Source organism: Pseudomonas sp. Choline-02u-1, assembly GCF_002836515.1.
Classification (GTDB): domain Bacteria; phylum Pseudomonadota; class Gammaproteobacteria; order Pseudomonadales; family Pseudomonadaceae; genus Aquipseudomonas.
Window position 1 is genome coordinate 296,577 of record NZ_PJBC01000066.1, and the last position, 26,709, is coordinate 323,285.

Consider the following 26,709-nt stretch of genomic DNA (forward strand, 5'->3'; position numbering starts at 1 on the left):
CTGTCGGGCCAGATATGAAAAATCCCACCGGCATGCAAAGCACGTCGGTGGGATCGTTTTACGGCAAGGCCTTACTTGATGCGCTGACCCGGCTTGGCGCCGCTGTCCGGGCTCAGCAAGTAAATCTCTTCACCGCCGGGACCTGCCGCCATCACCATGCCTTCGGAGATACCGAACTTCATTTTCCGTGGCTTGAGGTTGGCGATCATCATGGTCAGGCGACCGTCGAGTTTGGACGGGTCCGGATACGCGCTCTTGATCCCGGAGAACACGTTGCGTTGCTCGTCACCGATGTCGAGGGTCAGGCGCAGCAGCTTGTCCGCGCCCTCGACGTGCTCAGCCTTGACGATCAGCGCCACGCGCAGGTCGATGGCGGCGAACGCGTCGAAATCGATTTCCGGCGACAGCGGATCCTTGGCCAGTTCGCCATTACCCGCAGGTGCGTCAGCGCCGGTGTCGGTCTGGCTGGCGGTCAGGTCTTCCCTGGAGGCGTCGGTCATGGCTTGCACTTTTACCGGGTCGATGCGGGTCATCAACGGTTTGAACTCATTCAACTGATGGTTGGCCAGCAGCGTGGTGTGATCGTTCCAGGTCAGCGGTGCGACGTTGAGGAACGCCTCCGCATCGGCGGCGAGCAACGGCAGCACCGGTTTGAGGAAGATCACCAACTGGCGGAACAGGTTGATGCCGGTGGCGCAGATCGCCTGGACTTCATCCTGCTTGCCTTCCTGCTTGTTCAGCGACCACGGTGCCTTGTCGGCAATCCACGCGTTGGCGCGGTCGGCCAGGGCCATGGTTTCGCGCATGGCACGGGCGAAGTCGCGGGCCTCATAAGCGTCGGCAATGCTCGGTGCAGCGGCGAGGAAAGCCTCGGTCAGCTCCGGCGCGGCATTGTGGTCGACCAGCAGACCACCGTTGCCCTTGTGGATGAAACCGGCGCAACGGCTGGCGATGTTGACCACTTTGCCGACCAGGTCGGAGTTGACCTTCTGCACGAAATCTTCGAGGTTCAGGTCGAGGTCATCGACGCCACGGCCAAGCTTGGCCGCGTAGTAGTAGCGCAGGTATTCCGGTGACAGGTGATCCAGGTACGTGCGGGCCTTGATGAAGGTGCCGCGCGACTTGGACATTTTCTGGCCGTTGACGGTCAGGTAGCCGTGCACGTTGATCGCGGTCGGCTTGCGGAAGCCGGCGCCTTCAAGCATCGCGGGCCAGAACAGCGCGTGGAAATTGACGATGTCCTTGCCGATGAAGTGATACAGCTCGGCAGTCGAATCCTTGCCCCAGAACGCGTCGAAATCCAGCGCAGGCGTGCGGTTGCAGAGGTTCTTGAAGCTGGCCATGTAGCCGATCGGCGCATCCAGCCACACGTAGAAATATTTGCCCGGCTCGCCCGGAATCTCGAAGCCGAAGTACGGCGCATCGCGGGAGATGTCCCACTGTTGCAGGCCGGCATCGAGCCATTCGGCGATCTTGTTGGCCACGGCGTCCTGCAGCGCGCCACTGCGGGTCCAGGCCTGCAGCATGTCCTGGAAGTCCGGCAGCTTGAAGAAGAAGTGCTGGGAATCCTTGAGCACCGGGGTGGCGCCGGAGATCGCCGATTTCGGATCCTTCAGGTCGGTCGGTGCGTAGGTCGCGCCGCATTTTTCGCAGTTGTCGCCGTACTGGTCTTCGGTGCCGCATTTCGGGCAGGTGCCCTTGATGAAGCGGTCGGCCAGGAACATTTTCTTTTCCGGGTCGAAATACTGGGTGATCGAGCGCTGGGCGATGTGCCCGGCGTCACGCAGCTTGAGGTAGATCTGGCTCGACAGCTCACGGTTTTCTTCGGCGTGAGTGGAGTGGAAATTGTCGAAATCGACCAGGAAGTCGGCAAAGTCGGCGCTGTGTTCAGCCTGCACATTGGCGATCAGTTGTTCCGGGGTGATGCCTTCCTTTTCTGCGCGCAGCATGATCGCCGAACCGTGGGCGTCGTCGGCGCAGACATAGATGCATTGGTTGCCGCGATGCTTCTGGAAGCGCACCCACATATCGGTCTGGATGTATTCCAGCATGTGGCCAAGGTGGATCGAACCGTTGGCGTAGGGCAGGGCGCTGGTGACGAGGATCTTGCGTGGCTCGGACATGTAGGGCTTCGCTACTTGATGAAACGGAGGTCGGCCACTATAAAGCGCCGGACAAGATATTTCACCCCTGCAAATCGTTGCCGGGCATGCCGTCCGGAGGATAGAAGGGGTAGGATAGCCGCCATCTTTTCCCAGTCTTGTTATCGGAGTTGCCCATGAGCGCCGTCACTCGCGCAGCGGTGGAAGCCGTCCTCAGCCAATACACCGACCCTTACCTGAACCAGGACCCGGTCAGCGCCGGTTGCGTGAAAAACATCGAGATCATCGGTGACCGCGTCAATGTGCAGCTGGAAATCGGTTACGCCGCCGGACTGTTCAAGAGCGGTTGGGCGCAATTGCTGCAACTGGCCATCGAAAACATCGACGGCGTGGTCATCGCTCGCGTCGAGGTCAACAGCGTGATCGCCGCGCATAAGGCCCAGGCGCAGATTCCGGGGCTGGCCAACGTCAAGAACGTCGTCGCCGTCGCTTCCGGCAAGGGTGGCGTAGGCAAATCCACCACCGCTGCCAACCTCGCACTGGCGCTGGCGCGTGAAGGCGCCAAGGTGGGGATTCTCGACGCCGATATCTACGGCCCGAGCCAGGGCATCATGTTCGGCATCCCCGAGCGCACCCGCCCGGAGGTCAGGGACCAGAAATGGTTTGTGCCGCTCAAGGCTCACGGTGTGGAAGTCATGTCGATGGCTTTTCTGACCGACGACAACACGCCGATGGTCTGGCGCGGGCCGATGGTCTCCGGGGCGTTGCTGCAACTGGTCACGCAAACCGCGTGGGGCGATCTGGATTATCTGGTCATCGACATGCCACCAGGCACCGGCGACATTCAACTGACCCTGGCACAGAAAGTCCCGGTGGCGGGCGCGGTGATCGTCACCACGCCGCAGGATCTGGCGCTGCTCGACGCACGCAAAGGCGTGGAAATGTTCCGCAAGGTCAACATTCCGGTGTTGGGCGTGGTGGAAAACATGGCCGTGCACATCTGCTCGAACTGCGGACATGCCGAGCATCTGTTCGGCGAAGGCGGCGGCGAAAAGTTGGCCACCCAGTACGGTGTCGAACTGCTGGCCTCGCTGCCGCTGTCGATGCTGATCCGCGAACAGGCCGATGGCGGCAAGCCGACGGTGATCGCCGAGCCGGACAGCCAGATCGCCATGGTTTACCAGGAACTGGCCCGCCACGTCGGCGCGCGGATCGTGCTGCAGGAAGCGGCGACGCCGGCGATGCCGAATATCACCATCAGCGACGATTGATCAGCGTCGCCTGCAAAAAGATCGCAGCCTCGCTTCGCTCGTCAGCTCCTACACATTTGCCGTAGGAGCTGACGAGCGGAGCGAGGCTGCGATCTTTTGACTTTGCTTTAGATTCGCAACCCGCCATCCATCTCCAGAATCCGCCCGGTGTAATAGTCGTTTTCGAAGATGTACGCCGCCGAATGGGCGATCTCTTGCGGTTTGCCCATGCGCTTGAGCGGGATGCCCGAGGTCATTTTCTCCAGCGCTTCGGGTTTCATGCCCAGGGTCATTTCGGTTTCGATGAAGCCCGGCGCGATGCCGGCCACGCGAATGCCGTAACGCGCCAGCTCCTTGGCCCAGGTCACGGTCGCTGCGGCGACACCGGCCTTGGCCGCGGAATAGTTGGTCTGGCCGACGTTGCCGGCGCGGGAGATCGACGAGATGTTGATAATCGCGCCGCTGTTCTTCAACTCGACCATTTTCGCCGCCACCTCACGGGTGCACAGGAAGACGCCGGTCAGGTTCACATCGATGACTGCCTGCCACTGGGCCAGGCTCATTTTGCTCATTTCGCCGTCCTTGACCTTCAGCAACAGGCCGTCACGCAGAATCCCGGCGTTGTTGATCAGACCGTGAATCGCGCCAAAGTCAGCGGCAACCTGGGCGACCATGTGCTCGACCTGCTCTTCATTGGCGACGTTGCACAGATAGCTGCGCGCCTCGACGCCCCTGGCTTTGCACGCGGCGACGGCGTCGTCGAGCTTTTCCTGATTCAGATCGACCAGCGCGAGCTTCGCACCTTTGCCGGCGAAGTACTCGGCCATGGAGCGGCCCAAACCCTGGCAACCGCCGGTGATAATGATTACTTTGTCGTTGAGTTGCATGTGCGTGCCCCGAGTGCTGGTCTGATGGTTTTTATTCTTGGCGGCTCCCGTTCCGCCCCGGCCATGGCTGGGTCGCGCAGAAGCATTGCCCGATGGCGTGGCCGACCTGTTGTCGTGCGCCTGTCCGTTTTTTCGACGGATTCTATTCAAGGAGTCATAAATTGAGCGTTGAAGGGGCGAAGAATGCCCGAGAATTGCTTCTCAAGGAATACCGTGGAGTGCTCTCGACCCACTCCAAATCGATGCCCGGTTTCCCGTTCGGCTCCGTGGTTCCCTATTGCCTGGATGAGCAGGGCCGGCCGCTGATCCTCATCAGCCGTATCGCCCAGCACACCCACAACCTGCAAAAAGACCCGAAGTGCTCGATGCTGGTCGGCGAGCGCGAGGCCGACGATGTACAGGCGGTCGGGCGTCTGACGTATCTGGCCGAGGCGCAAAAGCTTGAAGACCCGACCGCCATCGAGTCAGCCGCCGAGCGTTACTACCGCTATTTCCCCGACTCGCAGAATTATCACCAGGCCCACGATTTCGATTTTTGGGTACTCAATCCGGTGCGCCACCGCTACATCGGCGGGTTCGGCGCGATCCACTGGATCGACGATCTGACCTTGGCCAACCCGTTCGCCGGCAAGGCCGAAATCAGCATGGTCGAGCACATGAACAGCGATCACGCCAAGGCCATCGCCCATTACGTCGAGCTCGCCGGGCTGCCAGGCAATGTGCCGGCACAACTGGCCGGGGTCGACAGCGAAGGGATGCATTTACGCATCGGTCAGGCGTTGTACTGGCTAGGCTTCCCAAGCCCTTGCAATACGCCGACACACGTGCGCGAAGCCTTGGTTTCATTGGCTCACGCCGAGGTCTGGCCAAAAAAAGCGGATTCTTAAGGTTGAATTCACGCAAGGGCGACGTCATCTAAGGCTTACTGCAAGGCATTTCTTGCGTTGAGGACATTTTGATGCGCCCTTTTCTGTTGCTCTTTCTGCTGTTTCCAGTGCTGGAGCTGTTCGTATTCGTCAAAGTGGCAGGGGCGATCGGGTTCTTCCCGGCCCTGCTGCTGATCATTCTCGGCTCGATGTTCGGCGTGTTCGTGCTGCGCGTCGCCGGCCTGGCCACGGCACTGCGTGCCCGGGAAAGCCTGAACCGCGGCGAATTGCCCGCGCAAACCATGCTCGAAGGCCTGATGCTGGCGTTGGCCGGTGGCCTGTTGATCATTCCCGGGTTCATCAGTGACGTCGTCGGTCTGGTGATGCTGTTGCCGGTCACCCGGCGTCTGCTGGCGAACAAGATGCGCCAGCGCGCCGAAGACCAGGCCATGCGCCAGCGCGCCTTCGCCGATGACCTGCAGCCGCGTGGCGGGCCGGCGCCGCGCGAGCCGCTGGGCCGTGAGCCGAATGTGATCGAAGGCGAGTTCGAACACCGCGACCACAAGTAACATCAGCCTCGACACGGCACCTTCGGGTGCCGTGCTCGTTTATGGCTGTTATTCACCGTGCCTGGATGAAAAATTTTTTCGGCCAGCCCTTGTAATCGGCTTGTACGCCCCTATGTATCGGTCACCGAAAGGTTTCCGGTATTCAACCGGACAGACTTGCGCGGTTCGCTCGACGAGCCGCACCCGGCACAGGCCGGATTTGTTAAACCCGCCGGGACTACACCGGCCGATGAAAACCACAATTAGGAGAGATCGACAATGAAGCTTCGTCCTCTGCATGACCGCGTCGTCATCCGTCGCAGCGAAGAAGAAAAGAAAACCGCTGGCGGTATCGTCCTGCCAGGTTCGGCTGCTGAAAAAGCCAACCACGGTGTGATTCTCGCTGTAGGCCCGGGCAAAGCTCTGGAAAACGGTGAAGTGCGTGCACTGTCCGTGAAGGAAGGCGACAAGGTTGTGTTCGGTCCTTACTCCGGCAGCAACACTGTGAAAGTCGATGGCGAAGACCTGCTGGTAATGAGCGAGAACGAAATTCTCGCGGTTATCGAAGGCTGATAAATCCCGTTCATTTTCCCGTTACTACAAAGTATTTAAGGAATATCGATCATGGCTGCTAAAGAAGTTAAGTTCGGCGATGCCGCCCGCTCCAAGATGCTCAAAGGCGTCAACGTTCTGGCTGACGCGGTAAAAGCGACCCTGGGCCCGAAGGGCCGTAACGTGATCCTGGAGAAGAGCTTCGGCGCTCCGACTATCACCAAGGACGGCGTTTCCGTCGCCAAAGAGATCGAACTCGAAGATCGCTTCGAAAACATGGGCGCGCAGCTGGTCAAAGACGTTGCCTCCCGTGCCAACGATGACGCTGGTGACGGTACTACCACCGCTACCGTTCTGGCTCAGTCGATCGTCAACGAAGGCCTGAAAGCCGTCGCTGCCGGCATGAACCCGATGGACCTGAAGCGCGGCATCGACAAGGCGACCATCGCCATTGTCAAAGAGCTCAAAGCCCTGTCCAAGCCATGCGCTGATTTCAAAGCCATCGCTCAGGTCGGCACCATCTCCGCCAACTCCGACAACTCCATCGGCGACATCATTGCCGAAGCCATGGAAAAAGTCGGTAAAGAAGGCGTGATCACCGTTGAAGAAGGCTCGGGCCTGGAAAACGAACTGTCGGTTGTAGAAGGCATGCAGTTCGACCGTGGCTACCTGTCGCCGTACTTCGTCAACAAGCCGGACACCATGGTTGCCGAGCTCGACGGCCCGCTGATCCTGCTGGTCGACAAAAAGATCTCGAACATCCGCGAAATGCTGCCTGTACTGGAAGCTGTGGCCAAAGCCGGCCGTCCGCTGCTGATCGTTGCCGAAGACGTTGAAGGCGAAGCCTTGGCGACTCTGGTGGTGAACAACATGCGCGGTATCGTTAAAGTCGCTGCCGTCAAGGCACCAGGCTTCGGCGATCGTCGCAAGGCCATGCTGCAGGACATCGCTGTTCTGACCGGCGGTACCGTGATCTCCGAAGAGATCGGTCTGAGCCTGGAAAGCACCACCCTGGAGCACCTGGGTAACGCCAAGCGCGTGACCCTGTCCAAGGAAAACACCATCATCGTTGACGGTGCTGGCGTGCAGGCAGACATCGAAGGCCGTATCGCCCAGATCCGTGCCCAGGTTGCCGAAACGTCCTCGGACTACGACCGTGAAAAACTGCAAGAGCGTCTGGCCAAGCTGTCCGGCGGCGTTGCAGTGATCAAGGTTGGCGCTGGTTCCGAAGTTGAAATGAAAGAGAAGAAGGCCCGCGTTGAAGACGCCCTGCACGCAACCCGTGCAGCCGTTGAAGAAGGCGTGGTACCTGGCGGTGGCGTAGCGCTGATCCGTGCTCTGGAAGCCCTGACCGAACTGACCGGCGACAACGCTGACCAGAACGTCGGTATCGCTGTGCTGCGTCGCGCTGTTGAAGCGCCGCTGCGTCAGATCGCTGCCAACTCCGGTGACGAGCCAAGCGTAGTCGTCAACGAAGTGAAGAACGGCAAAGGTAACTTCGGTTACAACGCTGCTTCCGGCGAATACGGCGACATGATCGAAATGGGCATCCTGGACCCAACCAAGGTAACCCGTTCGGCTCTGCAGGCTGCAGCCTCCATCGGCGGTCTGATCCTGACCACCGAAGCAGCGGTTGCCGACGCACCGAAGAAAGAAGGTGCAGCTGGCGGCGGTATGCCAGACATGGGCGGCATGGGTGGCATGGGCGGCATGATGTAAGCCAGCCCTGGCCCTGTAACGCAAAACCCCGCTGGCGAAAGTCAGCGGGGTTTTTTATTGCCTGGATTTCAGGGTTGGCCCAAAACCCTGTGGGAGCGGGCTTGCTCGCGCAAGCGGTGTGTCATTCGACAGGCGCATTGACTGGCAGGACGCCTTCGCGAGCAAGCCCGCTCCCACAGGTTGATGTGTATTCAGGCGCTGACGGGGTGTGCTCTGACGACAGCCTCAGCCTTCACTGCCGGGCGATACAGCACCCAGTAATAAGCCCCCAGGCAAATCAGCCAGCAGAAAATCGCCGTCCACACGTTGTGCGAAAAGAAATGCGCGCCCTGCATCATGCGACTGATCGAGAACACCGAGCCCAGCGCAAAGGCGAACACAAACGCCTGCCGCGCCAGTCGTGGACGGCGGTCGCGCAATACGAAGAACAACGCAAACAGCGTAAACCCGGTCGCCGCATGCCCACCCGGCCAGCAACGTCCGGGCTTGTCGGTCGCGGGGCGATGCTCCATCAATTTGCTGTAGGTCTCGTGGCCGCCAAACTGCTCCAGGCTCCACGGGCACTGCACGGCGGCCACGGCTTTGACCGGAGTGACAAATGAAGTCGCCAGCCCCAGCGACAGCACCAGACAGCCCAATTCACGCTTGAACGGTTTCAGCTGTTCGATGAAAAACGCGCCGATGAAACCCAGAATGGCAAACACAGAGAAGCCTATCACCAGCTGTTTCGCCCGGTCATGCAGGATGTCTTCAAGAAAATAGCTGTGCCGTCCGATGAAATCCCCGGCGACCGGGTCGTAGAACATTTGCGCCAGAACCATGTCCAGATCGGTCAGTTCGAGCAACAGCAGAATGATCGCCGCCACGGCGGGAATGCCCAGACACAGCCACCAGTTGAGCGGTCTTGAAGCGGGAAGGGCAGAGGTCGACACCATGGCAGGTTCCTTGGTCGATGAACGGAGGAGAGAGCGTAATCGCGTGGAGTCTGCGCGCGCTGGCGTCGGCGATTTGTTAACCGAAAGTGAAAAAATCGTCTCGCGGCGCACTGCACAGCGTTATCGAAAACATCCCCTAGCCCTGCGCCACACTTGGCCGTAAGCTGCGCGGGCCAAGACGGCCGTTACCCCGTTCGGAGGAGGTGCCCATGCGAATTCTGCTGGTCGAAGACAACCGCGACATCCTGGCCAATCTGGCCGATTACCTGGGCCTCAAAGGCTATACCGTCGATTGCGCCCAGGATGGTCTGTCCGGTCTGCACTTGGCAGCGACCGAGCATTACGACCTGATCGTGCTCGACATCATGCTGCCCGGCATCGACGGCTACACCTTGTGCAAGCGCCTGCGTGAGGACGCCCGGCGCGATACGCCGGTGATCATGCTCACCGCACGCGATCAACTCGACGACCGGCTGCAAGGCTTCAAATCCGGCGCCGACGATTATTTGATCAAGCCGTTCGCCCTGTCCGAGCTGGCGGCACGCGTCGAAGCGGTCATGCGCCGTGCTCAGGGCGGTGGCCGCCGCGCCTTGCAGGTCGGTGACCTGAGCTACGACCTCGACACCCTGGAAGTGACCCGTGAAGGCAAGCTGCTCAAGCTCAACCCGGTCGGCCTCAAGCTGCTCGCGGTGTTGATGCAGAAGAGTCCGCATGTGTTGCGTCGGGAAATTCTCGAAGAAGCGCTGTGGGGCGATGACTGCCCGGACAGCGACAGCCTGCGCAGCCATGTCCACCAATTGCGTCAGGTGATCGACAAGCCATTCGCCAAGCCACTCCTGCACACCGTGCACGGTGTCGGTTATCGCTTGGCTGAGGGCAGAGATGGAGTTTAAACAGAGTCTTTCCCAGCGGATCATCATCGCCTTTGCACTGATGAGTGCGCTGGTGGCCGGCGCCTTCGCCATGGGTATCGTCGCAACGGTGCACCTGGTGGAAGAGAAACTTATTTCGGCGGGGCTGGGCGGCGACCTGCAACGTTTGCTGCTGATGGACAACGTCTCCGACTGGAGCCATCGCCCCGAACCGGATCAGTTGTTCTATTTCAGCGGTGGGCCGGGCGATTTCGACCTGCCCAAGGATCTGCGTCACCTCGATGCGGGTTTCCATGAGGTATTTCGCGAGCAGTTGTCCTATCACGCCATGGTCGAAGTGGTGGATGGTCGGCGCTACGTGCTGCTGCAGGATCAAAGCGATTTCGAAGAGCGCGAGCGCGTGCTCTTTGCGGTGGTGCTGGTGGGCTTCGTGCTCAGCCTGGCATTGGCGGTGTTTCTCGGCTGGGTGCTCGCACGCAAGGTAATGGCGCCGGTGGTGCGCCTGGCGCGGCAGGTCCGGCATCGCGACCAGTTGCTCGGGCTGGCGCCACCGTTGGCGCCGGATTACGCGGCGGATGAAGTCGGTGAACTGGCGGTGGCGTTCGATGCCACGCTGGGGCGTCTGCGGCAGGCACTGACCCGCGAAAGGCTGTTCACCAGCGACGTCAGCCACGAATTGCGCACGCCACTGATGGTCTTGGCCAGTTCCTGCGAACTGCTGCTGGAGAACCCCGGAATCGATCAACGCGGTCGTGCGCAGGTCGAACGCATTGCGCGGGCCAGCGAAGAAATGCGCGAGCTGGTGCAGACCTTCCTGATGCTGGCGCGCACACAGAATGAAGAAGCCGCAGCGGCGCCGCAGCAGAACCTCATACAAGTGGCCGAGAGCCTGCTGTGCCTGTGGCGCGAGCCGATCGAGCGCAAGGGCCTGACGCTGATGTTCGAGCCGGGCGACCCTCCGGACATTCGCTACAACGCAACTTTGCTGAACGCGGTGATGGGCAATCTTCTGCGCAACGCATTGCATTACACCGAACAGGGTTTCATTCGTCTGACGCTCACCGCCAACGGCTTTGTCGTCGAGGATTCGGGGGTGGGTATTCCCGAGGAAAAACGCGAGGCGATGTTCGAGCCCTTCGTGCGTGGCAGCGAGAAACGTGGCGAAGGCCTTGGCCTGGGTCTGTCCCTGGTGCAGCGCATCTGTGAGAACCAGGGCTGGACGGTCAGCTTGAGCACGATGGACCCCAATGGCTGCCGATTCGAGGTAGATCTTGGCGTTAATGCCGGCAAATAGTGGCTCGAGGCTACTCCCGTATAGCTGTCTAAATCCTGTATAACGTTGTAATACTTTGCGGATTTACCTGACAGAATTTTCACAATTGGATGACCTGACGCTGACAGGTCGCTGCTTAAGGTGGCGTCATCAGAACTCAGGAGTCCAGATGATGGCCGGCCCGATCAAGCTCGATTTTTCCGAAAAGTACGACGACCAACACGCACAACGATATTTGCGCAAACATCATGAAACCCTGGGCCGTCGCCTGTCGCACTGGCGCGACGAGCAATTGGGTCGCAAGGCCTTGGCGTTGGCGGGGGATCCCGGTCTGGTCCTGGATCTGCCCTGCGGTGCCGGGCGTTTCTGGCCAATGCTCGCGGAAAAGCCCAATCGGGTGATCATCGGTGCGGACAATTCCGAATCGATGATCAATGCCGCGATGCAAGGGCAACCGGGCGATGTGGTAAAGCGCGTGCAACCGCTGCACACCTCGGCGTTCGATATCGCTCTGCCGGATAACTCGGTCGACAGCATTTTTTGCATGCGCCTGTTGCACCACATCGGCGAGGCCGAGCACCGCCGGGTGATCCTGCGCGAATTCGAGCGGGTGACCCGTGACAGCCTGATCGTTTCGTTGTGGGTCGACGGCAATTTCAAGGCCTGGAAGCGCAAGCGCGCCGAGCGGGATCGGCCGAGCCATGACTACCAGAATCGTTTTCTGATTCCAGCGGCAACGATAGAAAAAGAATTTGAACAGGCGGGTTTCCGCATTCAGGAACAACTGGACTTCATACCGCTCTATGCGATGTGGCGAGTTTACGTATTACGCAAGAGGTAGAAGATGGCAGTGCAAGCAGCAGTTGAAGCGGACGTCGCTCCCCAGGATCGTTTCGATTATTACTGGAACCTGCGCGGCGAATGGGTTGAAGAGCCCAATGTGCGTCGTGGTGGCGAAAGCGGGGTGCAGCGCATCGTCGACCGTGACGGTCAGTTGCTGTACGCCAAGCGCCAGACCGGGCATATCTACCGCAGCTGGCTGCACCCCTTCGGTCGCCCGACTGTATTGCGTGAACTTGATGCGCTGACCGGGGTGAGCAAACTCGGTGTGCGAGTCCCGCACATTGTCTTCTGCGGTGCCCAGCCCGATCCGCAGCACAAGTGGCGCGCACTGCTGGTGACAAAGTCGCTGGACGGCTTCCAGGAACTGGAGCACTGGCTGGCCGCCGCTGGTGGTCGCGATCAATGTGGTGACGTGGTTTATGAGCGAGTCCTCAAAGACCTGGCGCAAAACCTGGCGCGCATGCACAAGGGCCGCTGGCAGCACAGCTGCATCTACATCAAGCACGTTTTCGTGCGGGTCAGCGGCGAAGGTGAAACGGCGCAGGTTGAAGTGGCGTTGATCGATCTGGAGAAGTGCCGTCAGCGCCTGACCGCGTATCGGGCGGCGCAGCACGACATGAAGCAACTGCGTCGCCATTCGTCGTTCCGCGATGCCGACTGGAAAAAACTCGTCTACTTTTACGAGACGGCGTTTGGCAGCGCTATCAAAGGTTTATAGCGATGAAACTCGAAATTGCACGAGGTTTGTTCCTGGTCGGGGCCTTGGCAGTTGCTTCACTGGCGGTGGCTGCCTGGGAGCAGCCGCGCATGCAGGTCATAGGGGCGTCCGGGAACGACGCTCATTGTTCGGTTCCACGGGTGGCCAAGGCTTCCGTGGCGACCCAGCCCGATCACGATTTGCTGTTGTTCATGTTCGGGCTGTCTCAGGGAATGAGGCCAGCCAGTTGAAACGATTGAAGCCCAAGTAAAAGGCCTCGCAGTTGCGAGGCCTTTTTTTGCCGAAATCTTGCTGGTTTGATCGTTCCCACGCAGCGCGTCGGAACGATCGAACATCCCTGTGGGAGCGGGCTTGCTCGCGAATGCTTCGTATCAGTCGACATCTTCGTCAATTGACACTCCGCATTCGCGAGCAAGCTCGCTCCCAAAGGGGCGATGTGTGTTATTTGGCATCCGGTTTCGCCATGAATGTGTAGACACATGGCAGCACGAACAAGGTGAATAACGTGCCAATCGACATCCCGGTGGCAATCACCAGGCCGATGTCGAAGCGGCTCACGGCGCCAGCACCGGTCGCCAGAATCAGCGGCACCATGCCGAACACCATTGCCGCCGTCGTCATCAGCACCGGGCGCAAGCGAATTGCCGCCGCTTCCTCCACCGCTTCACGCGCACTCAGGCCCTTGTCCTTGCGCAACTGGTTGGCGAATTCGACGATCAGGATGCCGTGCTTGCTGATCAGGCCGATCAGCGTCACCAGCCCGACCTGGGTATAAATGTTCATGCTCGACCAGCCGAGGAACAGTGGAATCAACGCCCCGCAGATCGACAGCGGCACCGTCACCAGAATCACCAGCGGATCGCGGAAGCTCTCGAACTGTGCGGCCAGCACCAGAAAGATGATCGCCAGCGCCAGCGCAAACGTGACCCACAGTGCGCTGCCTTCCTGCACGTACTGTCGCGAGGCGCCGCCGTAGTCGAAGGCAAACCCGGCTGGCGCTTCTTCCCGGGCGATCTGCAGCACGGTATCGATGGCTTCGCCCATACTCACCAGCGGGAAACCGGAAATCTTCGCCGCGTTGAGTTGCTGGAACTGGTTGAGCTGACGCGGCCGCGCACGGTCGCTGACTTTGATCAGCGTCGACAGCGGCAACAGTTCGCCTTGGGTGTTCTTCACGTAGTAATTGTTCAGCCAGTCCGGGTTGTCGCGGTAGGCCCGTTCAACCTGGGCGATGACCTTGTAGCTTCGGCCATCGATGGTGAAACGGTTGATCTCCGCCTCGCCGAGCAAGGTCGCCAGCGTGCTGCCGAGGTCGAGCATCGTCACGCCCATTTGCGCGGCCTTGTCGCGGTCGATATCCACGACGACTTCCGGCTTGTCGAACGCCAGATCGAGGTCGACGAAGGCGAACTTGCCCGAGTCCATTGCGCGTTTCTCGATCCGCTCGGCGACTTGCAACAGCAGCTCGTAATCATTGGCGGTATTGACCACGAATTCGAAGGGCAATCCTTCACCGGTGCCGGGCAGGGAAGGCAGGTTGAAACCGAAGATCTGCAGGCCGGGAATGCTCTCCAGTTTGCTTTGTACTTCGGGGAGGATTTCCATCTGCGTACGGCTGCGCTCGTTCCACGGTTTGAGCAGGAAACCGCCGATACCGGCCTGCACGCCGTTGTAGCCGTTGATCTGGAACGATGAGTAGTACTCGGGAAACTCCTTGAAGATGGTGATGAACTCGTCGGTGTAAGTGCTCAGGTAGTCCAGGTTGGTCGGCTGCGGCGCACTGGCCATCATGAAAATGATGCCCTGGTCCTCATCCGGGGCCAGTTCCGACTTGGTGAACTTGAGAAACACCGGAATCAGGCACAGCACGATCACCGCAAACACCAGCACTACCGGCCGGGTATTGAGCGTGCCGTGCAGCATGCTTTGGTAGCGGCGCTTGAGCCCGTCGAAAACCCGGTCGAGACGATGGGCCAGTCCGCTGGGATTCTCTTCATGACGCAGCAGAAACGCGCACATCATCGGCGACAGCGTCAGAGCGACGACGCCGGAAATCACCACCGCTCCCGCCAGGGTCAGCGCAAACTCCTTGAACAACGCCCCGGTCAGCCCGGTGAGGAAACCGATCGGCGCATACACCGCCGCCAGGGTGATGGTCATCGACACCACCGGCATGGCGATCTCGCGCGCGCCTTCCAGGGCTGCATCGAACGGTGTCTTGCCTTCCTCGATGTGGCGGTGGATGTTTTCCACCACGACGATCGCGTCGTCCACCACCAGACCGATGGCCAGCACCATCGCCAGCAGCGTCAGCAGGTTCATCGAGTAACCCATCATCTGCATGAAGAACATCACGCCGATCATCGACAGCGGGATGGTCACCACAGGGATCACCACCGAACGCAACGCGCCGAGGAACAGGAACACCACAACGATGACGATCAGTACCGCTTCGAACAGGGTTTTCACCACCTCATCAATCGAGGCCTGAATGAACAGCGTGGCGTCGTAGGCGATTTCGCTTTTCAGGTTCGGCGGCAGCTGCGCTTCCAGCTCCGGCATCAGCTTGCGCACTTCCTTGATTACGTCCAGCGGGTTCGCCCCCGGCGTGGCCTTGATACCGATGTATACCGACGGCGTGCCGCCGAAGGAGCTGATCGAGTCGTAGTTTTCTGCGCCCATTTCCACCCGCGCGACATCGCGCAGCAGCACGCGGCTGTCGCCGTCGACCTTGAGCGGAATCGCCGCGAAGGCTTCGGCGGACTTCAGTTCAGTATTGGCGTTGATGCTGGTGACGGTGTACTCGCCTTTGACCTCGCCGGCGGCGGAAAGGAAGTTGTACTGGCGCACCGCAGCGGTCACGTCGGCGGCGCTCAGGCCGAAGCCGGCGAGTTTCACCGGATCGAGCCACAGGCGCATGGCGAACACCTGATTGCCGAGAATTTCCGCTTCGGCCATGCCCGGCAGCGTCGCCAGTTTTGGCTGGATGACCCGCGACAGGTAATCGGTGATTTGCGGGTTGCTCAGGTCCTTGCTGAAGAAGCTGATGTACATCAGCGCCGAAGCATCGGCGGACTCCTTGCTCAGCACCGGGTCTTCAGCGTCCTGCGGCAGCTTGTTTTTCACTTCGTTGGCCTTGGCCAGCAGTTCGGTGAACAAACGGTCGGTGTTGGCGCCGATGCGCGCGTAAACCGAAATCACCGAGAAGTTCTGCCGACTGACCGAGGTCATGTAATCGATGCCTTCGGCGCTGGCCAGGCTTTGCTGCATCGGCTGGGTGATGTAGCCCTGAATGGTTTCGGCGTTGGCCCCGGGGTACGCCGTGGTCACCGTGATCAAGGCGTTTTCCATTTGCGGGTACTGGCGCAGCGGCAGCTTGCTCCAGGCCTGGAAGCCCAGCAGCACAATCAGCAGGCTGACCACGGTGGCGAGCACCGGGCGGCGGATGAACGGATCGGTAAAAGCCATGGGAATTCCTTGATCAGTCGGCGCGGGGCGGACTGTTCTGCTCGCCGAGGGTCTTGTCGTCGCTGATGGCGATGTGGGCACCGTTGTCCAGTTTGATCTGGCCCGCCGTTACCACCTGTTCGCCGCTCTGCACGCCCTTGTTGATCATCACCAGGCCATCGCGGCGTTCACCGGTCTCGACGAAACGACGCTCGGCGACGAGCAGCGGTTGGCCGTTGTCATCCTTGGCGAGGCTGCCGTCCTCGGCTTTTTTCTGCCCGACCACGTAAACCGAGTTGCCGTACAGGGTGTAGGTGATCGCGCTTTCCGGTACCACGATGTGCTTTTGCGGATCGGGCAGCAGCACTTCAAGGCTGGCGAACATGCCCGGCAACAGCTTGCCGTCGGGGTTGGCCAAGGTGGCGCGTACCAGAATATTGCGCGTAGTGCTTTCGACGATCGGGTTGATCGCGCTGATCTTGCCGGCAAAGTTCTGCCCCGGATAAGCCGCAACGGTGAACTGCACGGGCTGGCCGATGGCGAGTTTCGGCACCGCTTGTTCGGGCACGTAGAAGTCAGCGTAGAGGCTGCTCAAGTCCTGCAAGGTTGCGATTTTGGTACCGCTGGCGAGGTAGTCGCCGACGTCGACCTGGCGGATACCGATGGTGCCGCTGAACGGCGCGAGAATGCGCTTTTTCGCCAGCGAAGCATTGAGCTGATTGACCGTGGCCTTGTTCTTTTGCAGCACGGCAAAGAGGCGGTCGTACTCGCCTTTGGAAATCGCTCGGCTGTCGACCAGTTGCGCGCCACGCCCGAAATCAAGCTGCGCCAGGCCAAGATCGGCCTTCGCGGTTTCCAGCAACGCGGTTTCAACAGCGCTATCGAGTTGCAGCAACGGCTGCCCGGCCTTGACCTTCTGCCCGGATTCGAATTTGAGTTCAGTAACGGTGCCGGCGACTTCCAGACTCAAGTCGACGCCTTGCAGCGCCTTGAGTGTGCCGACGGTAGGCAGGCGCATCTGCCACGGCTGCTCGCCGGCAGTGGCCACAGCGACGCTGATCGGCGGCTTGGGTTTGGAAAAGCCCTGGATCATCGTGTAGATCGAAAAGGCTTTGTATCCGCCCAGCACCAGCACGAGCAGCAAAACAACACCCAACATGATCAGCATGCGGCGACGCAGCATATTTCCAGTTCCTTGGATAAATCATGAGACAGGCGGGCACATTACTCCGAGTACCGGGGGGATTCCAACTGGCAGTTATTACAGGGTGACGCAAAAGATCGTCCGATCGCGGCTCGATCCTTCGGCAGCTCCTACAGGGGATTGCATTCCAAAGTAGGAGCTGCCGAAGGCTGCGATCTTTTCAACGGCTCTAGGCCATCAGATGAAGATGGTTGTCCCAGAGCCCCGCCGGCAATTCCAGCGGTTTGGCCAGCAGCTGTTCCTGGCGACAATCGTAGTAGCGGCAGCGGCCCTGACCCGAGGTCACGACAAAGCCATCCTTCACCGCACCAACGCCAGCGCAATCCGGCAGAGGCGCATCGAGGCGCAGTTCGCCGCTGTCCAGATCCCAGATGAAGAAGCGGTTGCCACGCGGCGCCGTCAACGCGACCAGCCGCAGATCACTGTGCACCGCGACGCTGGCGGTGTAGTGCCCCATCGCCTGCAACTGATCTTCCGCTACGGGGAACGCCACGAACGCTTGCCCGGGTCGCTTGATCGCCAACAGCTCCGAGCGCTCGTGGGAGGGGCCCATGAATTGCTGGCCGGCGACAATAGTGCCGTCGCTGGCGATGCCCAGGTGACGCACGCTGTTCATCTGCTGGGCGAGGGTTTCCTTGCTCAGCAACGTGCCGTCGCGCTGCATCAGCACCAGGCTCGGCTCCATGGCGTTGAGGTTCATGTCGACGCGGCTTTCCGCTTCGGTGCGAATCCCGCCGTTGGCCACGACCAGCGTCTCGCCGTCGGGCATCCACGACACCTGATGCGGGCCGAGACCGTGGGTGGAAATCTCGCCCGCGTGCACCAGCCGCTCGCCCTCGAACGTGTACACGCCGAGCAGGCCACGACCCGGATCGGTGGTGTCGTTCTCGGTGGCGTACAGGTATTCGCCGTCCTTGTGCACCACGGCGTGGCCGTAGAAGTGCCGGTTCGGCTGCGAGGTCACGGTCTGCAGTAGCTTGCCGTCGCGCAGGTCGATCAGGTAACTCTCGGTACCCGGACGCCGTGCAACGAACAGCGCCAGCGGCTGCGTCGGATGATTGATGATGTCGTGGCAACGCTGGCCGACGTGGGTGGCGAACACCCGCGTGCCGTCGAGCCGATAACCGACCGCGTAATGCTTGCCGTCAGTATCGTCGCGCGCCGACAACAGCAGCGGGCTTTGATCCTTGCGTTTGAACAGCGTCCAGCCGCCCAGCGTCACCGCTCCCAGCAGTGCACTACCTAAAGTCAGAACCTGACGTCGCAGCATGGCACTCGCCCTCATCAGTCACCGTCGTTGGCATTGAAGCCCAGTTGGATGCCCAGCGCCTTGGCCAGTTCGCCTTCATGCAGGCGATGGACGACGTTGAGGCTGTCATAGATATCGTTGAGCTGCTGGCGACCGGCGTCGTCTTCAAGCATTTCGCCGAGCGAACGCTGAGTGCTGTCGAACAGCTTCAGCGAGGCGGCATAAGCGGCGTCGATCTTGTCCGCCAGCGGTTTCTGCTCGGCCGGCAACAGACCGCGAAGGCCCTTGTTGTCGACGCCTTCCCAGACGGTTTTGGCTGCGGCAAGGCTGGCTTCCAGCGCCGTCAGCGACGACTGGCTGCGCCACGCATCCGCCTGGAACGGCTGCGGCACGCCTTTGCTCTGACGGCCCATCGGCGTGCCGAGCTTTTTCTTCAGGGTATCGAGTGCCGTCACTTGTACGCGCAGCAGATCGGCGATCGCTTCGTGGGAGTCGGCGTAGCGCTGGTTGGGGAATTTGCTCATCTGCGCGAGCATGCCATCGGTGTTGTTCCAGCCCTGCAGGATCTCTTCGGCCAGTTGCTTCTGGCGCTCGCCAATGGCGATCAGCAGCGGGCAGTACTTGGCTTTCTGCGCGTCGTTGGCGACGTCAGGCTTGGCGTCGAAGAGGATGTATTCGTAAGCCGACAGGCCTTGCACCACGACGCTGGATTTGGCCAATGCGGCGGCATCGATCTGCGGCTGGGCGACGACCAGTTGCTCGACCTGACGGCCGACGAGGTTTTTCTTGTCCGGCCAGAACTGCACTTGCCACGAACGGTTGCCCTCGGCCAGCGGACCGATCAGCAGCGGCTGCAACTCGGCCCAGGCTTTCTGCGCGTGAAGGAAGTCGGCACGGGCAGTTTCCAGGGTTTCCTTGCCCTGGCAATAGGCGAGGGCGCTGACCGCCAGTTGCCGGTCGGCTTCGACCCAGCGAGTGTAGGTCGGCAGGATCACCGATTTGGCGATCGCCGCCGAAGTGACCGCTTGCGGATCCTGCGGCGAGCAGGCGCCGAGGGCGAGCGCGGCAAGGCTGGTGAACAGTAACTTTGGACGGAACATGTCGGGCTCCCGATGCTTTTTCAGTATTTAAAGTGAGTTCAGAAACGCCAGCAACGCAGCGCGCTGCTCGGCATTGAAAGACAAAACCTGTTGCTGCGCAGCGCTCGCTTCGCCGCCATGCCAGAGCACCGCTTCGAGCAGGTTACGGGCGCGGCCGTCATGCAAAAACTGCGTGTGGCCACTGACCGCCTGCGTCAGACCAATCCCCCACAACGGCGGCGTGCGCCAGTCGCGGCCGGAGGCCTGAAATTCGGTGCGGTTATCCGCCAGGCCTTCGCCCATGTCATGCAACAGCAGATCGCTGTAAGGGCGGATCACCTGATTGGCCAATTCAGGCTCGGCAGCATTGGCCGCGGTGGTGTATTTCGGCGTGTGGCACGTCTGGCAACCGGCCTGGAAAAACAGATTCTTGCCGGCCAGCACCTGTGGATCGTTAATGCCACGGCGCGCCGGCACTGCGAGATTGCGGCTGTAGAACAGCACCAGCCGCAGAATGTTGTCGCTGACTTCCGGCTCGCCGTCCGGGCCATTACCGTTCGGCGCCTGTTTGCAGGCGCTTTGCGCCTCGGTGCAATCGTCGAACGGCCGCAGGCTGGTGGTCAGGCCCATATCACCAGAAAAGGCGTGAACGTTTTGTTGATTGAGGTTCGGTTGCCCGGCTTTCCAGCCGAAACGGCCAATCACTGTTTCCTGCAACTCATCGTCCCACACCCGGTTCGGCCGGCCGTTGATGCCGTTTTTCGCTTTCGCCTGGACGGCGGCGTTGGCGAGGATCGCCTCTTCAGGGATCGCTTCGAGCAGGCCCAGACCAATCATCGGCGGCGCCACCCGCGCGGAAAAACGCGTGTCCGGGTGCATCGGGCCGTAGCCGAGTTGAGTGATCTGCAGGGTCGGCTTGCGCAATTCGACCTCGGTGCCGTCCTTGAAACGCACGGGCACCGGGGTGTAGTCGACGCGCACTTTACCTTCCGGGGCGACGCCGGGGACGGCCATGTCCTGAAACTGCCCGCCATACACGGGCTCCGGCACCACGCCGAGCTGTTCGATAACCCTGGCGTAAGGCGGCGCATCGGGAATCGACAGGCGCACTAGCATCGACACCGCATTGGTTGCATCAGATGTCGGCGGATGACCGCGACCGTCCTTGATGTGGCAGTTCTGGCAGGCGTTGGTATTGAACAGCGGGCCGAGGCCGTCGCGCGCGGTGGTAGTCGACGGCGCGATCACCCACGGGCTGCGAAAGAAGCTGTTGCCGACACTGAAATCCACCCGCCGTGACGGCGGCAGGTTGGCCGACGGCAGGGAAAACGCATTCTGATCGCTCTTGCGCACCGTCGCCGCGCCACCCGAACGTGCTTCCCCCGGCTCGGCTTCGGTGAAACGCGGGGCGTCATCGCAGGCACTCAGGCCCAGGGCCAGCAACAGTGCGGACAAGCGAAGCGGCAACGACGGCATCAGACATCCTGCAAACGGGCGAAAACAAAGGCGCAAAGTCTAACAGGGCGGGGGAGTTTGAATAAGAGGAATTATCGTTTGCTTGATACAGCGCAAATCTGCAGAGCGATGCAAACGCCCTGTAGGAGCTGCCGAAGGCTGCGATCTTTTGATTCTGATCTTCAAAAATCAAGATCAACAGATCGCAGCCTTCGGCAGCTCCTACAGGGGACTGTGATCATGGGGTATGAAAAAGGCGACCCGAAGGTCGCCTTTTTTAAAGCGCGCGCGCTGATCAGAACTCGTGATCGGCGTTGTCCGGGTTCAGGTCGCTGATGCCCAGTTTGCCGGCAGCGGCTTCGATCGAGCCAGTCTGCTTGACCAGTGCGGCGATGGCGTCACGAACGACCTGGTTGCCAGCGGTGTTGCCGGCGGCGATCAACTGGTCGTAGTGCTCACCCTTGTTGGCGTGATCGACCATGACCTGAATTTTCGCTTCGGTCGCGGCCAGATCGGCTTTCACCGCGGTGTCGGCGGCCGGATCGGCCTTGGCCACCAGCGACGACAGGCTGGCGCCAGTCATTTTGGTGCCATCAACGCGGGTGTACTCGCCCAGATAAACGTTACGCACGCCTTTGGCATCGTAGAAATGCGAGTAGTGGGTGTTGTCGCTGAAGCAATCCTGCTCGTCTTCAGGGGAGTTGGCTTCCAGGGAAACCTTCATGCGCTCGCCGGCCAGTTCGCCGAGAGACAGGCTGCCCATGCCGAACAGCATTTTGCGCAGACCCGACTCACCCGGCTCGGCTTCCAGCGTCGCGCGATAGTTGTCGGCCACGTTCGGCTTCCAGTTGCCGACCATTTCTTCCAGGTCGCTGACCAGCAGTTGAGTCACGGCTTTGAGGTAGGCACGACGACGCTCGTTGTGACCACCGGTGGCGCCGGCGCCTTCCAGGTAATCCGAGGCCGGACGGTTGCCAGCGCCTGGGCCGGTGCCGTTCAGATCCTGGCCCCAGAGCAGGAATTCGATCGCGTGGTAACCGGTGGCGACGTTGGCCTCGGAACCGCCCAGCTCGTTGAGGCTGGCAAGTTTTTCCGGGGTGATCTCTTTCACGTCGACCTTGTCTTCGCCGACCTGGACTTCGGTGTTGGCAATGATATTGGCGGTGGCGCCCGGGTTACCCAGTGCGTGCTCGTAGGATTTGTCGACGTAGTCGATCAGGCCTTCGTCCAGCGGCCAGGCGTTAACCTGACCTTCCCAGTCGTCGATGATGGTATTGCCGAAGCGGAACACTTCGCTCTGCAGATACGGCACGCGCGCGGCGACCCAGGCAGCCTTGGCGGCTTTCAGAGTGTCGGCATTCGGCTTGGCGAGAAATGCGTCGACGGCGGTTTGCAGTGTTTTCGCGGTGGATTCGGCATCGCTGTAAACGGCGAAGACCATGTCGGCGTAGTGCGCGACCACAGCCTTGGCGGCGGCATCGTCAACTTTACCGGCAGCAGGCGCAGGTGCAGCGGCAGGAGCTGGAGCAGCGCTGCTGGAAGCCGGGGTCATCTCGGAGGCTTTTTCTTTGTCCTTGCCTTCGCCGCAACCGGCGAGGGAAATAGCGATGGCCAGCAGACTGGCGGTAGCCAGAGGCATACGAATCATGGCGAACATCCTGCTTCGGTAGTTGAGTGGACTGGCGCCGGGGGCGCGCAAAACTGCGACATAATGCAAATCTTTCGCATTATGTGTAAAGGCGTGGCTGGAAATATTTCTTATTTGCACATGAAGATCAAAAGATCGCAGCCTCGTTGCACTGTAGGAGCTGACGAGTGCAACGAGGCTTCGATCTTTTGATCTTTGAGGCTGCGATCTTTTGATCGTTAAAGAATAGCCGCGTTACTGCGTTGCGCCTGCTTGAGGTAGATGCCCAGCTCCCGCGCCGGCAGCGGTTTGCTGTAGTGGTAGCCCTGACCTTCGTGGCAACCCTCGGAAATGATGTAGGTTTCCTGCTCGGCGGTTTCCACGCCCTCGGCAATCACCTGCATGCCCAGGCTCTTGCCCAGTTGAATGATCGCGCGAACGATGGTCGCATCATCGTCGTCATCGAGCAGGTCCTGGACGAAGCTCTTGTCGATCTTGATCTTGTCCAGCGGCAGGCTTTTCAGATAACTGAGGGATGAGTAGCCGGTGCCGAAGTCGTCAATTGCAATCAGCGCACCGGAGCGGCGCAGGCTGAGCAGATGCTGGGCGGCGGTGGTGATGTCTTCCATCAGGCCGGTTTCGGTGACTTCCAGTTCCAGACTGCGCGGCGGCAGACGGTACATCTGCAGCAGGTTGTTGACCACCCGCGGCAGCTCGGCGTGGTGCAGTTGCACGGTCGACAGATTGACCGCCATGCGCAGATCGACGAAACCCTGATCGTGCCACTCGCGCAATTGCTTGCAGGCCTGATCAAGCACCCATTCGCCAATGGCGATGATCGTGCCGTTCTGTTCGGCCAGCGGAATGAACAGGTCCGGCGGCACCAGACCATGTTCCGGATGTTGCCAGCGAATCAGCGCTTCAACGCCGACCACGCGGTGATCGCGATAGCTGATCTGCGGCTGGTAGACGAGGTAGAACTGATCGCGGATCAGTGCGTCACGCAGGTCTTTTTCCAGCTCGCGACGGCGGCGCATCTCGCTGTCGACGCTGGCGATGTAGAACTGATAGCGATTGCGCGAGCGGGTCTTTGCCAGGGTCATGGTCTGCTCGGCTTTCTGCAAGAGCTTCTCGGTGCTGTCGCCGTCCTCCGGAAACAGGGTGATGCCGATGGTCGCGCGCAGGCGGATCTCCTGATCGTCGAGGGCGAAGGGCGCCTCGAGGTCATCGAGAATGCTCTGCGCCAGTTCTGCTGCTTCGTAGGGTTGTTCGATGTCGGCCTGCACCAGTGCAAACTGGTCGCCGCCGAGACGGGCGAGGGCGCCAAGACGACCGCTGTGGGCGCGCAATCGATCGGCCAGCGCCAGCAGCAACTGGTCGCCGGTCTGGTAGCTGAATTGTTCGTTGATGCCTTTGAAGTCATCGAGACCGACGCACAACACGGCGACGCGGCGCTGCAATTTGCCGGCATCGACGAGAATCTTGTCCAGTTGCTGCTGCAACTGCTGGCGGTTCGGCAGACCGGTGAGGAAGTCGTACTGGGCCATGCGCAGCAGGCTGTTTTCCGCTTCGTGGCGCAGGTGAGTGTTGCGTTCGATGGACTCTAGCAACTGGTTGGCGGTGTTGATCCACAGGCCCAGTTCGTTTTTTTCGTGGCCCTTGATCTGCGGAATCTTGTGCTCGCTGGGACGATCGGGGTTGATCTCGGTGAGGTGCTCAATGATTCGCGACAGCGGTTTGGTCAGCAGCCAGTGATAGACCAGATACAGCACCAGGCCCAACGCCAGTGCGCGTAACACCCCGGAAATGAAAATGATTACTGAGCTGACGATAAACCCTTCGCCATAGGTGGCGGTGTCGAGGGTGATGCTCAGGTCGCCGTAATACTCGCTGTAAGGGCCACGGCCGACCAGTTGCGTGGTGAAGGTGCGTTCCTGGCCGAGAATCAGGTCGGTCAGCCAACGGCTGTTGGAGTGCTGCAGTTCGCGGGATTTCTGCGCGAGCATGGCTTCGTTGGGGTGGCCGATCGAGGCCTGGCGCACGGCGTCGTCCTGAAACAACCCTTCGATCACCTGCATGCCCATTTCCCGGTCCAGGCTGTAAACCGCCTGGGTCGACGGATCGCGAAACATGTCGAGGATGCGCTCGGCGTCACCGGCCACGGCCTGGCGGGTCTTGTAGGCATCAAAGACAATCTGCGCGCAGCTCAAGACTACGCCTACGATCAATGCCGACAGGAGCACGACCCGGAGCAACTTCACCGACAAGCTGTTCTTGAGTTCCAGCTTCAAAGGGTTATTCCTTGTTCCGTGCGGGTAGCGTCAAGTTGCCATGAGTATTGGCAATCCCGGGTTGGCAGTCAAAGGGACAATCAGGCACGGGAAAATTCGCCGGTATCCTGGCCGCCATGTGGTCATTTGAGTAATAGCTCTGAATTACTGTGTCGGTTGCAGTCGCCCTCAACTTGAGCACCGGGTCAAAGATTTTTTCCTATCGTGGATGGTAGTCGGCTCAAGGCTCCCGGCAAACGGCGCGAGGCTGCTTTTGGCGTGCGACAAACGCCATGCGCCGGGCATAAAAAAACCCGGCCGAGGCCGGGTTTCTTGTCTGGCGTGCAGCTTAAGCGGTGAAGGTTTTGCCTTCGAACTGCTCGGCCACAAACTTCCAGTTGACCAGGTTCCAGAACGCTTCAACGTACTTCGGACGCAGGTTGCGGTAGTCGATGTAGTAAGCGTGTTCCCAGACATCGCAGGTCAGCAGCGGGGTGTCGCCGCTGGTCAGCGGGTTGCCGGCGCCGATGGTGCTGGCCAGGGCCAGGGAACCGTCAGCCTTTTTCACCAGCCAGCCCCAGCCGGAACCGAAGGTGCCGATCGAGGTTTTGCTGAATTCTTCCTTGAACTTGTCGAACGAACCGAACGCTGCGTTGATGGCATCTGCCAGTGCGCCGGTTGGTTGACCGCCGGCGTTTGGCGCCAGGCAGTTCCAGTAGAAAGTGTGGTTCCAGACCTGAGCGGCGTTGTTGAAGATGCCGCCCGAAGAAGTCTTGACGATTTCTTCCAGGGTCTTGCCTTCAAACTCGGTGCCTGGCACCAGGTTGTTCAGGTTCACGACGTAGGTGTTGTGGTGCTTGTCGTGGTGGAACTCCAGGGTTTCCTTGGAGATGTGCGGCTGCAGGGCATCGTGTGCGTAAGGCAGCGGCGGCAATTCGAAAGCCATGATGATTCTCCTAATCAGGTCTGTTGCGGTGAGCGCAAGGCCGATCACGGGCGGCCGGAAATGCACCGGCGAGTTTTTACTCTTTGCGGCGCAGGGTTCGGATCATAGCACCGGGGTCGCGCCTTAACCACGCAACAACTGTGTGGGATAGAGGTTCCAGAGCCTTTGGCAATTATTCATCCGGCGATGATCAATTGCGCGGCAACGGCAAACATCATCATCGCGACGACCAGATCGAGGATGCGCCAGGTGCTCGGCCGGGCCAGCCACGGTGCCAGCCACGCCGCGCCAAGTGCCAGAGTGAAAAACCACAGCAGCGAGGCACTCGCCGCGCCGACCACATAAGCGCCCGGCACCGATTGCTGCGCGCCCAGCGAGCCGATCAGCAAAACCGTGTCGAGATAAACGTGCGGGTTGAGCAATGTCACCGCCAACGCGCTGAGCATCACCGCGCGCAGCGAACGCACGGTCTGGTTCTCGCTTTGTTCAAGGCTCTGCTTCGAACAGGCCCGGCGCAGCGCCTGGCTGCCGTACCAGATCAGAAAGGTCGCGCCACCCCAACGGGCAATCGCCAGAAGCGTCGGGTTCTGCGCCAGGATCGTTGCCAGCCCGAACACCCCGGCTGCGACCAGAATCGCATCACACACCACGCACAGCGCGGCCACCGGCAGATGGTGTTCACGGCGCAAGCTTTGCGCCAAGACAAAAGCGTTCTGTGTGCCGATCGCCATGATCAGGCCGAACGCCACCAGCAGGCCGTTTACATAGCTTTGCCACATGAGAGATGTCCTTTGAAAGAGAGTGCTTGCTGGCTATTCTCGGGTGTGGCGCTGTATAAGAAAAACCAATAGTGCTGATCGCCCATTA

The 26,709-nt window shown here is 60.4% G+C and carries 22 protein-coding genes; 10 read left to right on the plus strand and 12 right to left on the minus strand.

Annotated features, from left to right (window positions below; all coding sequences use genetic code 11):
* Window positions 1-71 precede the first annotated feature (71 nt).
* The gene (metG, locus tag CXF97_RS26085) at window positions 72-2,123 is read right to left on the minus strand and encodes a methionine--tRNA ligase (RefSeq protein ID WP_101162175.1); all 2,052 of its coding nucleotides are present in this window, start codon (window positions 2,121-2,123) and stop codon (window positions 72-74) included.
* A gap of 155 nt (window positions 2,124-2,278) precedes the next feature.
* Between metG and apbC the strand changes: the two genes are divergently transcribed.
* Window positions 2,279-3,373, plus strand: a complete 1,095-nt coding sequence (gene apbC / locus CXF97_RS26090; protein ID WP_101162177.1) for an iron-sulfur cluster carrier protein ApbC — start codon at window positions 2,279-2,281, stop codon at window positions 3,371-3,373.
* A gap of 107 nt (window positions 3,374-3,480) precedes the next feature.
* Here the strand turns inward: apbC and CXF97_RS26095 are convergent, their stop codons facing one another.
* Window positions 3,481-4,239, minus strand: a complete 759-nt coding sequence (locus CXF97_RS26095) for an SDR family oxidoreductase (RefSeq protein ID WP_101162189.1) — start codon at window positions 4,237-4,239, stop codon at window positions 3,481-3,483.
* Between the two features lie 161 nt (window positions 4,240-4,400).
* On the opposite strand from CXF97_RS26095, the gene CXF97_RS26100 reads away from it, so the two are divergent.
* The 4 genes from CXF97_RS26100 (at window position 4,401) to groL (ending at window position 7,924) form a co-directional block, all read left to right on the plus strand.
* Window positions 4,401-5,126, plus strand: a complete 726-nt coding sequence (locus tag CXF97_RS26100) for a HugZ family protein (RefSeq protein WP_101162191.1) — start codon at window positions 4,401-4,403, stop codon at window positions 5,124-5,126.
* Between the two features lie 71 nt (window positions 5,127-5,197).
* Entirely contained in the window at window positions 5,198-5,674 is a 477-nt protein-coding gene (locus CXF97_RS26105; protein ID WP_101162193.1) for an FxsA family protein, read from the plus strand.
* 258 nt (window positions 5,675-5,932) lie between these two features.
* Entirely contained in the window at window positions 5,933-6,226 is a 294-nt protein-coding gene (locus tag CXF97_RS26110) for a co-chaperone GroES (protein ID WP_007916610.1), read from the plus strand.
* A 51-nt stretch (window positions 6,227-6,277) separates the two neighbouring features.
* Complete coding sequence (groL, locus tag CXF97_RS26115) at window positions 6,278-7,924, plus strand: chaperonin GroEL (protein WP_064365078.1); 1,647 nt, start codon at window positions 6,278-6,280, stop codon at window positions 7,922-7,924.
* Between the two features lie 191 nt (window positions 7,925-8,115).
* Here groL and CXF97_RS26125 read toward each other — a convergent pair whose 3' ends face one another.
* Window positions 8,116-8,859, minus strand: coding sequence for a phosphatase PAP2 family protein (locus tag CXF97_RS26125; protein WP_101162194.1), 744 nt, complete (start codon window positions 8,857-8,859; stop codon window positions 8,116-8,118).
* A gap of 209 nt (window positions 8,860-9,068) precedes the next feature.
* Here CXF97_RS26125 and colR point away from each other — a divergent pair, with 209 nt between their 5' ends.
* The 5 genes from colR (at window position 9,069) to CXF97_RS26150 (ending at window position 12,795) form a co-directional block, all read left to right on the plus strand.
* Window positions 9,069-9,752, plus strand: coding sequence for a two-component system response regulator ColR (gene colR / locus CXF97_RS26130; protein WP_041479855.1), 684 nt, complete (start codon window positions 9,069-9,071; stop codon window positions 9,750-9,752).
* A complete protein-coding gene (locus CXF97_RS26135) occupies window positions 9,742-11,025 on the plus strand; it encodes a HAMP domain-containing sensor histidine kinase (RefSeq protein ID WP_101162196.1) in 1,284 nt (427 codons plus the stop codon). Before colR ends, CXF97_RS26135 begins: the two co-directional genes overlap by 11 nt.
* A 151-nt stretch (window positions 11,026-11,176) precedes the next feature.
* The gene (locus CXF97_RS26140; protein ID WP_101162269.1) at window positions 11,177-11,845 is read left to right on the plus strand and encodes a class I SAM-dependent methyltransferase; all 669 of its coding nucleotides are present in this window, start codon (window positions 11,177-11,179) and stop codon (window positions 11,843-11,845) included.
* Between the two features lie 3 nt (window positions 11,846-11,848).
* The gene (locus CXF97_RS26145; RefSeq protein WP_101162198.1) at window positions 11,849-12,565 is read left to right on the plus strand and encodes a lipopolysaccharide kinase InaA family protein; all 717 of its coding nucleotides are present in this window, start codon (window positions 11,849-11,851) and stop codon (window positions 12,563-12,565) included.
* A gap of 2 nt (window positions 12,566-12,567) precedes the next feature.
* On the plus strand, window positions 12,568-12,795 hold the full coding sequence (locus tag CXF97_RS26150) for a hypothetical protein (protein WP_016773424.1): 228 nt from the start codon (window positions 12,568-12,570) through the stop codon (window positions 12,793-12,795).
* 211 nt (window positions 12,796-13,006) lie between these two features.
* On the opposite strand, the gene CXF97_RS26155 is transcribed toward CXF97_RS26150, so the two are convergent.
* The 9 genes from CXF97_RS26155 to CXF97_RS26195 form a co-directional block, all read right to left on the minus strand.
* Window positions 13,007-16,033: a multidrug efflux RND transporter permease subunit gene (locus CXF97_RS26155; protein ID WP_101162200.1), complete on the minus strand. Its 3,027-nt coding sequence runs from the start codon at window positions 16,031-16,033 to the stop codon at window positions 13,007-13,009.
* A 13-nt stretch (window positions 16,034-16,046) separates the two neighbouring features.
* Window positions 16,047-17,195 carry an efflux RND transporter periplasmic adaptor subunit gene (locus CXF97_RS26160; protein WP_101162202.1) on the minus strand — a complete coding sequence of 383 codons (1,149 nt, stop codon included), beginning with the start codon at window positions 17,193-17,195 and terminating at the stop codon, window positions 16,047-16,049.
* A gap of 190 nt (window positions 17,196-17,385) precedes the next feature.
* Window positions 17,386-18,486 (minus strand): DUF1513 domain-containing protein, encoded by a 1,101-nt coding sequence (locus tag CXF97_RS26165; RefSeq protein ID WP_101162204.1) that lies wholly within the window; start codon window positions 18,484-18,486, stop codon window positions 17,386-17,388.
* Between the two features lie 14 nt (window positions 18,487-18,500).
* On the minus strand, window positions 18,501-19,565 hold the full coding sequence (locus tag CXF97_RS26170) for an imelysin family protein (protein ID WP_056789978.1): 1,065 nt from the start codon (window positions 19,563-19,565) through the stop codon (window positions 18,501-18,503).
* A 27-nt stretch (window positions 19,566-19,592) separates the two neighbouring features.
* Window positions 19,593-21,020: a di-heme oxidoredictase family protein gene (locus CXF97_RS26175; RefSeq protein WP_101162206.1), complete on the minus strand. Its 1,428-nt coding sequence runs from the start codon at window positions 21,018-21,020 to the stop codon at window positions 19,593-19,595.
* A gap of 274 nt (window positions 21,021-21,294) precedes the next feature.
* The gene (locus CXF97_RS26180; RefSeq protein ID WP_101162208.1) at window positions 21,295-22,647 is read right to left on the minus strand and encodes an imelysin family protein; all 1,353 of its coding nucleotides are present in this window, start codon (window positions 22,645-22,647) and stop codon (window positions 21,295-21,297) included.
* Between the two features lie 218 nt (window positions 22,648-22,865).
* Window positions 22,866-24,917, minus strand: coding sequence for a bifunctional diguanylate cyclase/phosphodiesterase (locus CXF97_RS26185; RefSeq protein WP_016773430.1), 2,052 nt, complete (start codon window positions 24,915-24,917; stop codon window positions 22,866-22,868).
* 328 nt (window positions 24,918-25,245) lie between these two features.
* A complete protein-coding gene (locus tag CXF97_RS26190) occupies window positions 25,246-25,842 on the minus strand; it encodes a superoxide dismutase (protein ID WP_016773431.1) in 597 nt (198 codons plus the stop codon).
* 176 nt (window positions 25,843-26,018) lie between these two features.
* Window positions 26,019-26,621: a LysE/ArgO family amino acid transporter gene (locus CXF97_RS26195; RefSeq protein ID WP_101162209.1), complete on the minus strand. Its 603-nt coding sequence runs from the start codon at window positions 26,619-26,621 to the stop codon at window positions 26,019-26,021.
* Between the last annotated feature and the right edge of the window lie 88 nt (window positions 26,622-26,709).

Excerpts from the sequence above, each read along its gene's own strand:
- CXF97_RS26125 (WP_101162194.1), bottom strand. The coding sequence starts at position 8,859 with ATGGTGTCGACCTCTGCCCTTCCCGCTTCAAGACCGCTCAACTGGTGG.
- CXF97_RS26095 (WP_101162189.1), bottom strand. The coding sequence starts at position 4,239 with ATGCAACTCAACGACAAAGTAATCATTATCACCGGCGGTTGCCAGGGT.
- CXF97_RS26110 (WP_007916610.1), top strand. The coding sequence starts at position 5,933 with ATGAAGCTTCGTCCTCTGCATGACCGCGTCGTCATCCGTCGCAGCGAA.
- CXF97_RS26170 (WP_056789978.1), bottom strand. The coding sequence starts at position 19,565 with ATGTTCCGTCCAAAGTTACTGTTCACCAGCCTTGCCGCGCTCGCCCTC.
- CXF97_RS26150 (WP_016773424.1), top strand. The coding sequence starts at position 12,568 with ATGAAACTCGAAATTGCACGAGGTTTGTTCCTGGTCGGGGCCTTGGCA.
- CXF97_RS26105 (WP_101162193.1), top strand. The coding sequence starts at position 5,198 with ATGCGCCCTTTTCTGTTGCTCTTTCTGCTGTTTCCAGTGCTGGAGCTG.
- CXF97_RS26145 (WP_101162198.1), top strand. The coding sequence starts at position 11,849 with ATGGCAGTGCAAGCAGCAGTTGAAGCGGACGTCGCTCCCCAGGATCGT.
- metG (WP_101162175.1), bottom strand. The coding sequence starts at position 2,123 with ATGTCCGAGCCACGCAAGATCCTCGTCACCAGCGCCCTGCCCTACGCC.
- colR (WP_041479855.1), top strand. The coding sequence starts at position 9,069 with ATGCGAATTCTGCTGGTCGAAGACAACCGCGACATCCTGGCCAATCTG.
- apbC (WP_101162177.1), top strand. The coding sequence starts at position 2,279 with ATGAGCGCCGTCACTCGCGCAGCGGTGGAAGCCGTCCTCAGCCAATAC.
- CXF97_RS26180 (WP_101162208.1), bottom strand. The coding sequence starts at position 22,647 with ATGATTCGTATGCCTCTGGCTACCGCCAGTCTGCTGGCCATCGCTATT.
- CXF97_RS26195 (WP_101162209.1), bottom strand. The coding sequence starts at position 26,621 with ATGTGGCAAAGCTATGTAAACGGCCTGCTGGTGGCGTTCGGCCTGATC.
- CXF97_RS26135 (WP_101162196.1), top strand. The coding sequence starts at position 9,742 with ATGGAGTTTAAACAGAGTCTTTCCCAGCGGATCATCATCGCCTTTGCA.
- CXF97_RS26155 (WP_101162200.1), bottom strand. The coding sequence starts at position 16,033 with ATGGCTTTTACCGATCCGTTCATCCGCCGCCCGGTGCTCGCCACCGTG.
- CXF97_RS26160 (WP_101162202.1), bottom strand. The coding sequence starts at position 17,195 with ATGCTGCGTCGCCGCATGCTGATCATGTTGGGTGTTGTTTTGCTGCTC.
- CXF97_RS26190 (WP_016773431.1), bottom strand. The coding sequence starts at position 25,842 with ATGGCTTTCGAATTGCCGCCGCTGCCTTACGCACACGATGCCCTGCAG.
- CXF97_RS26175 (WP_101162206.1), bottom strand. The coding sequence starts at position 21,020 with ATGCCGTCGTTGCCGCTTCGCTTGTCCGCACTGTTGCTGGCCCTGGGC.
- CXF97_RS26165 (WP_101162204.1), bottom strand. The coding sequence starts at position 18,486 with ATGCTGCGACGTCAGGTTCTGACTTTAGGTAGTGCACTGCTGGGAGCG.
- groL (WP_064365078.1), top strand. The coding sequence starts at position 6,278 with ATGGCTGCTAAAGAAGTTAAGTTCGGCGATGCCGCCCGCTCCAAGATG.
- CXF97_RS26140 (WP_101162269.1), top strand. The coding sequence starts at position 11,177 with ATGGCCGGCCCGATCAAGCTCGATTTTTCCGAAAAGTACGACGACCAA.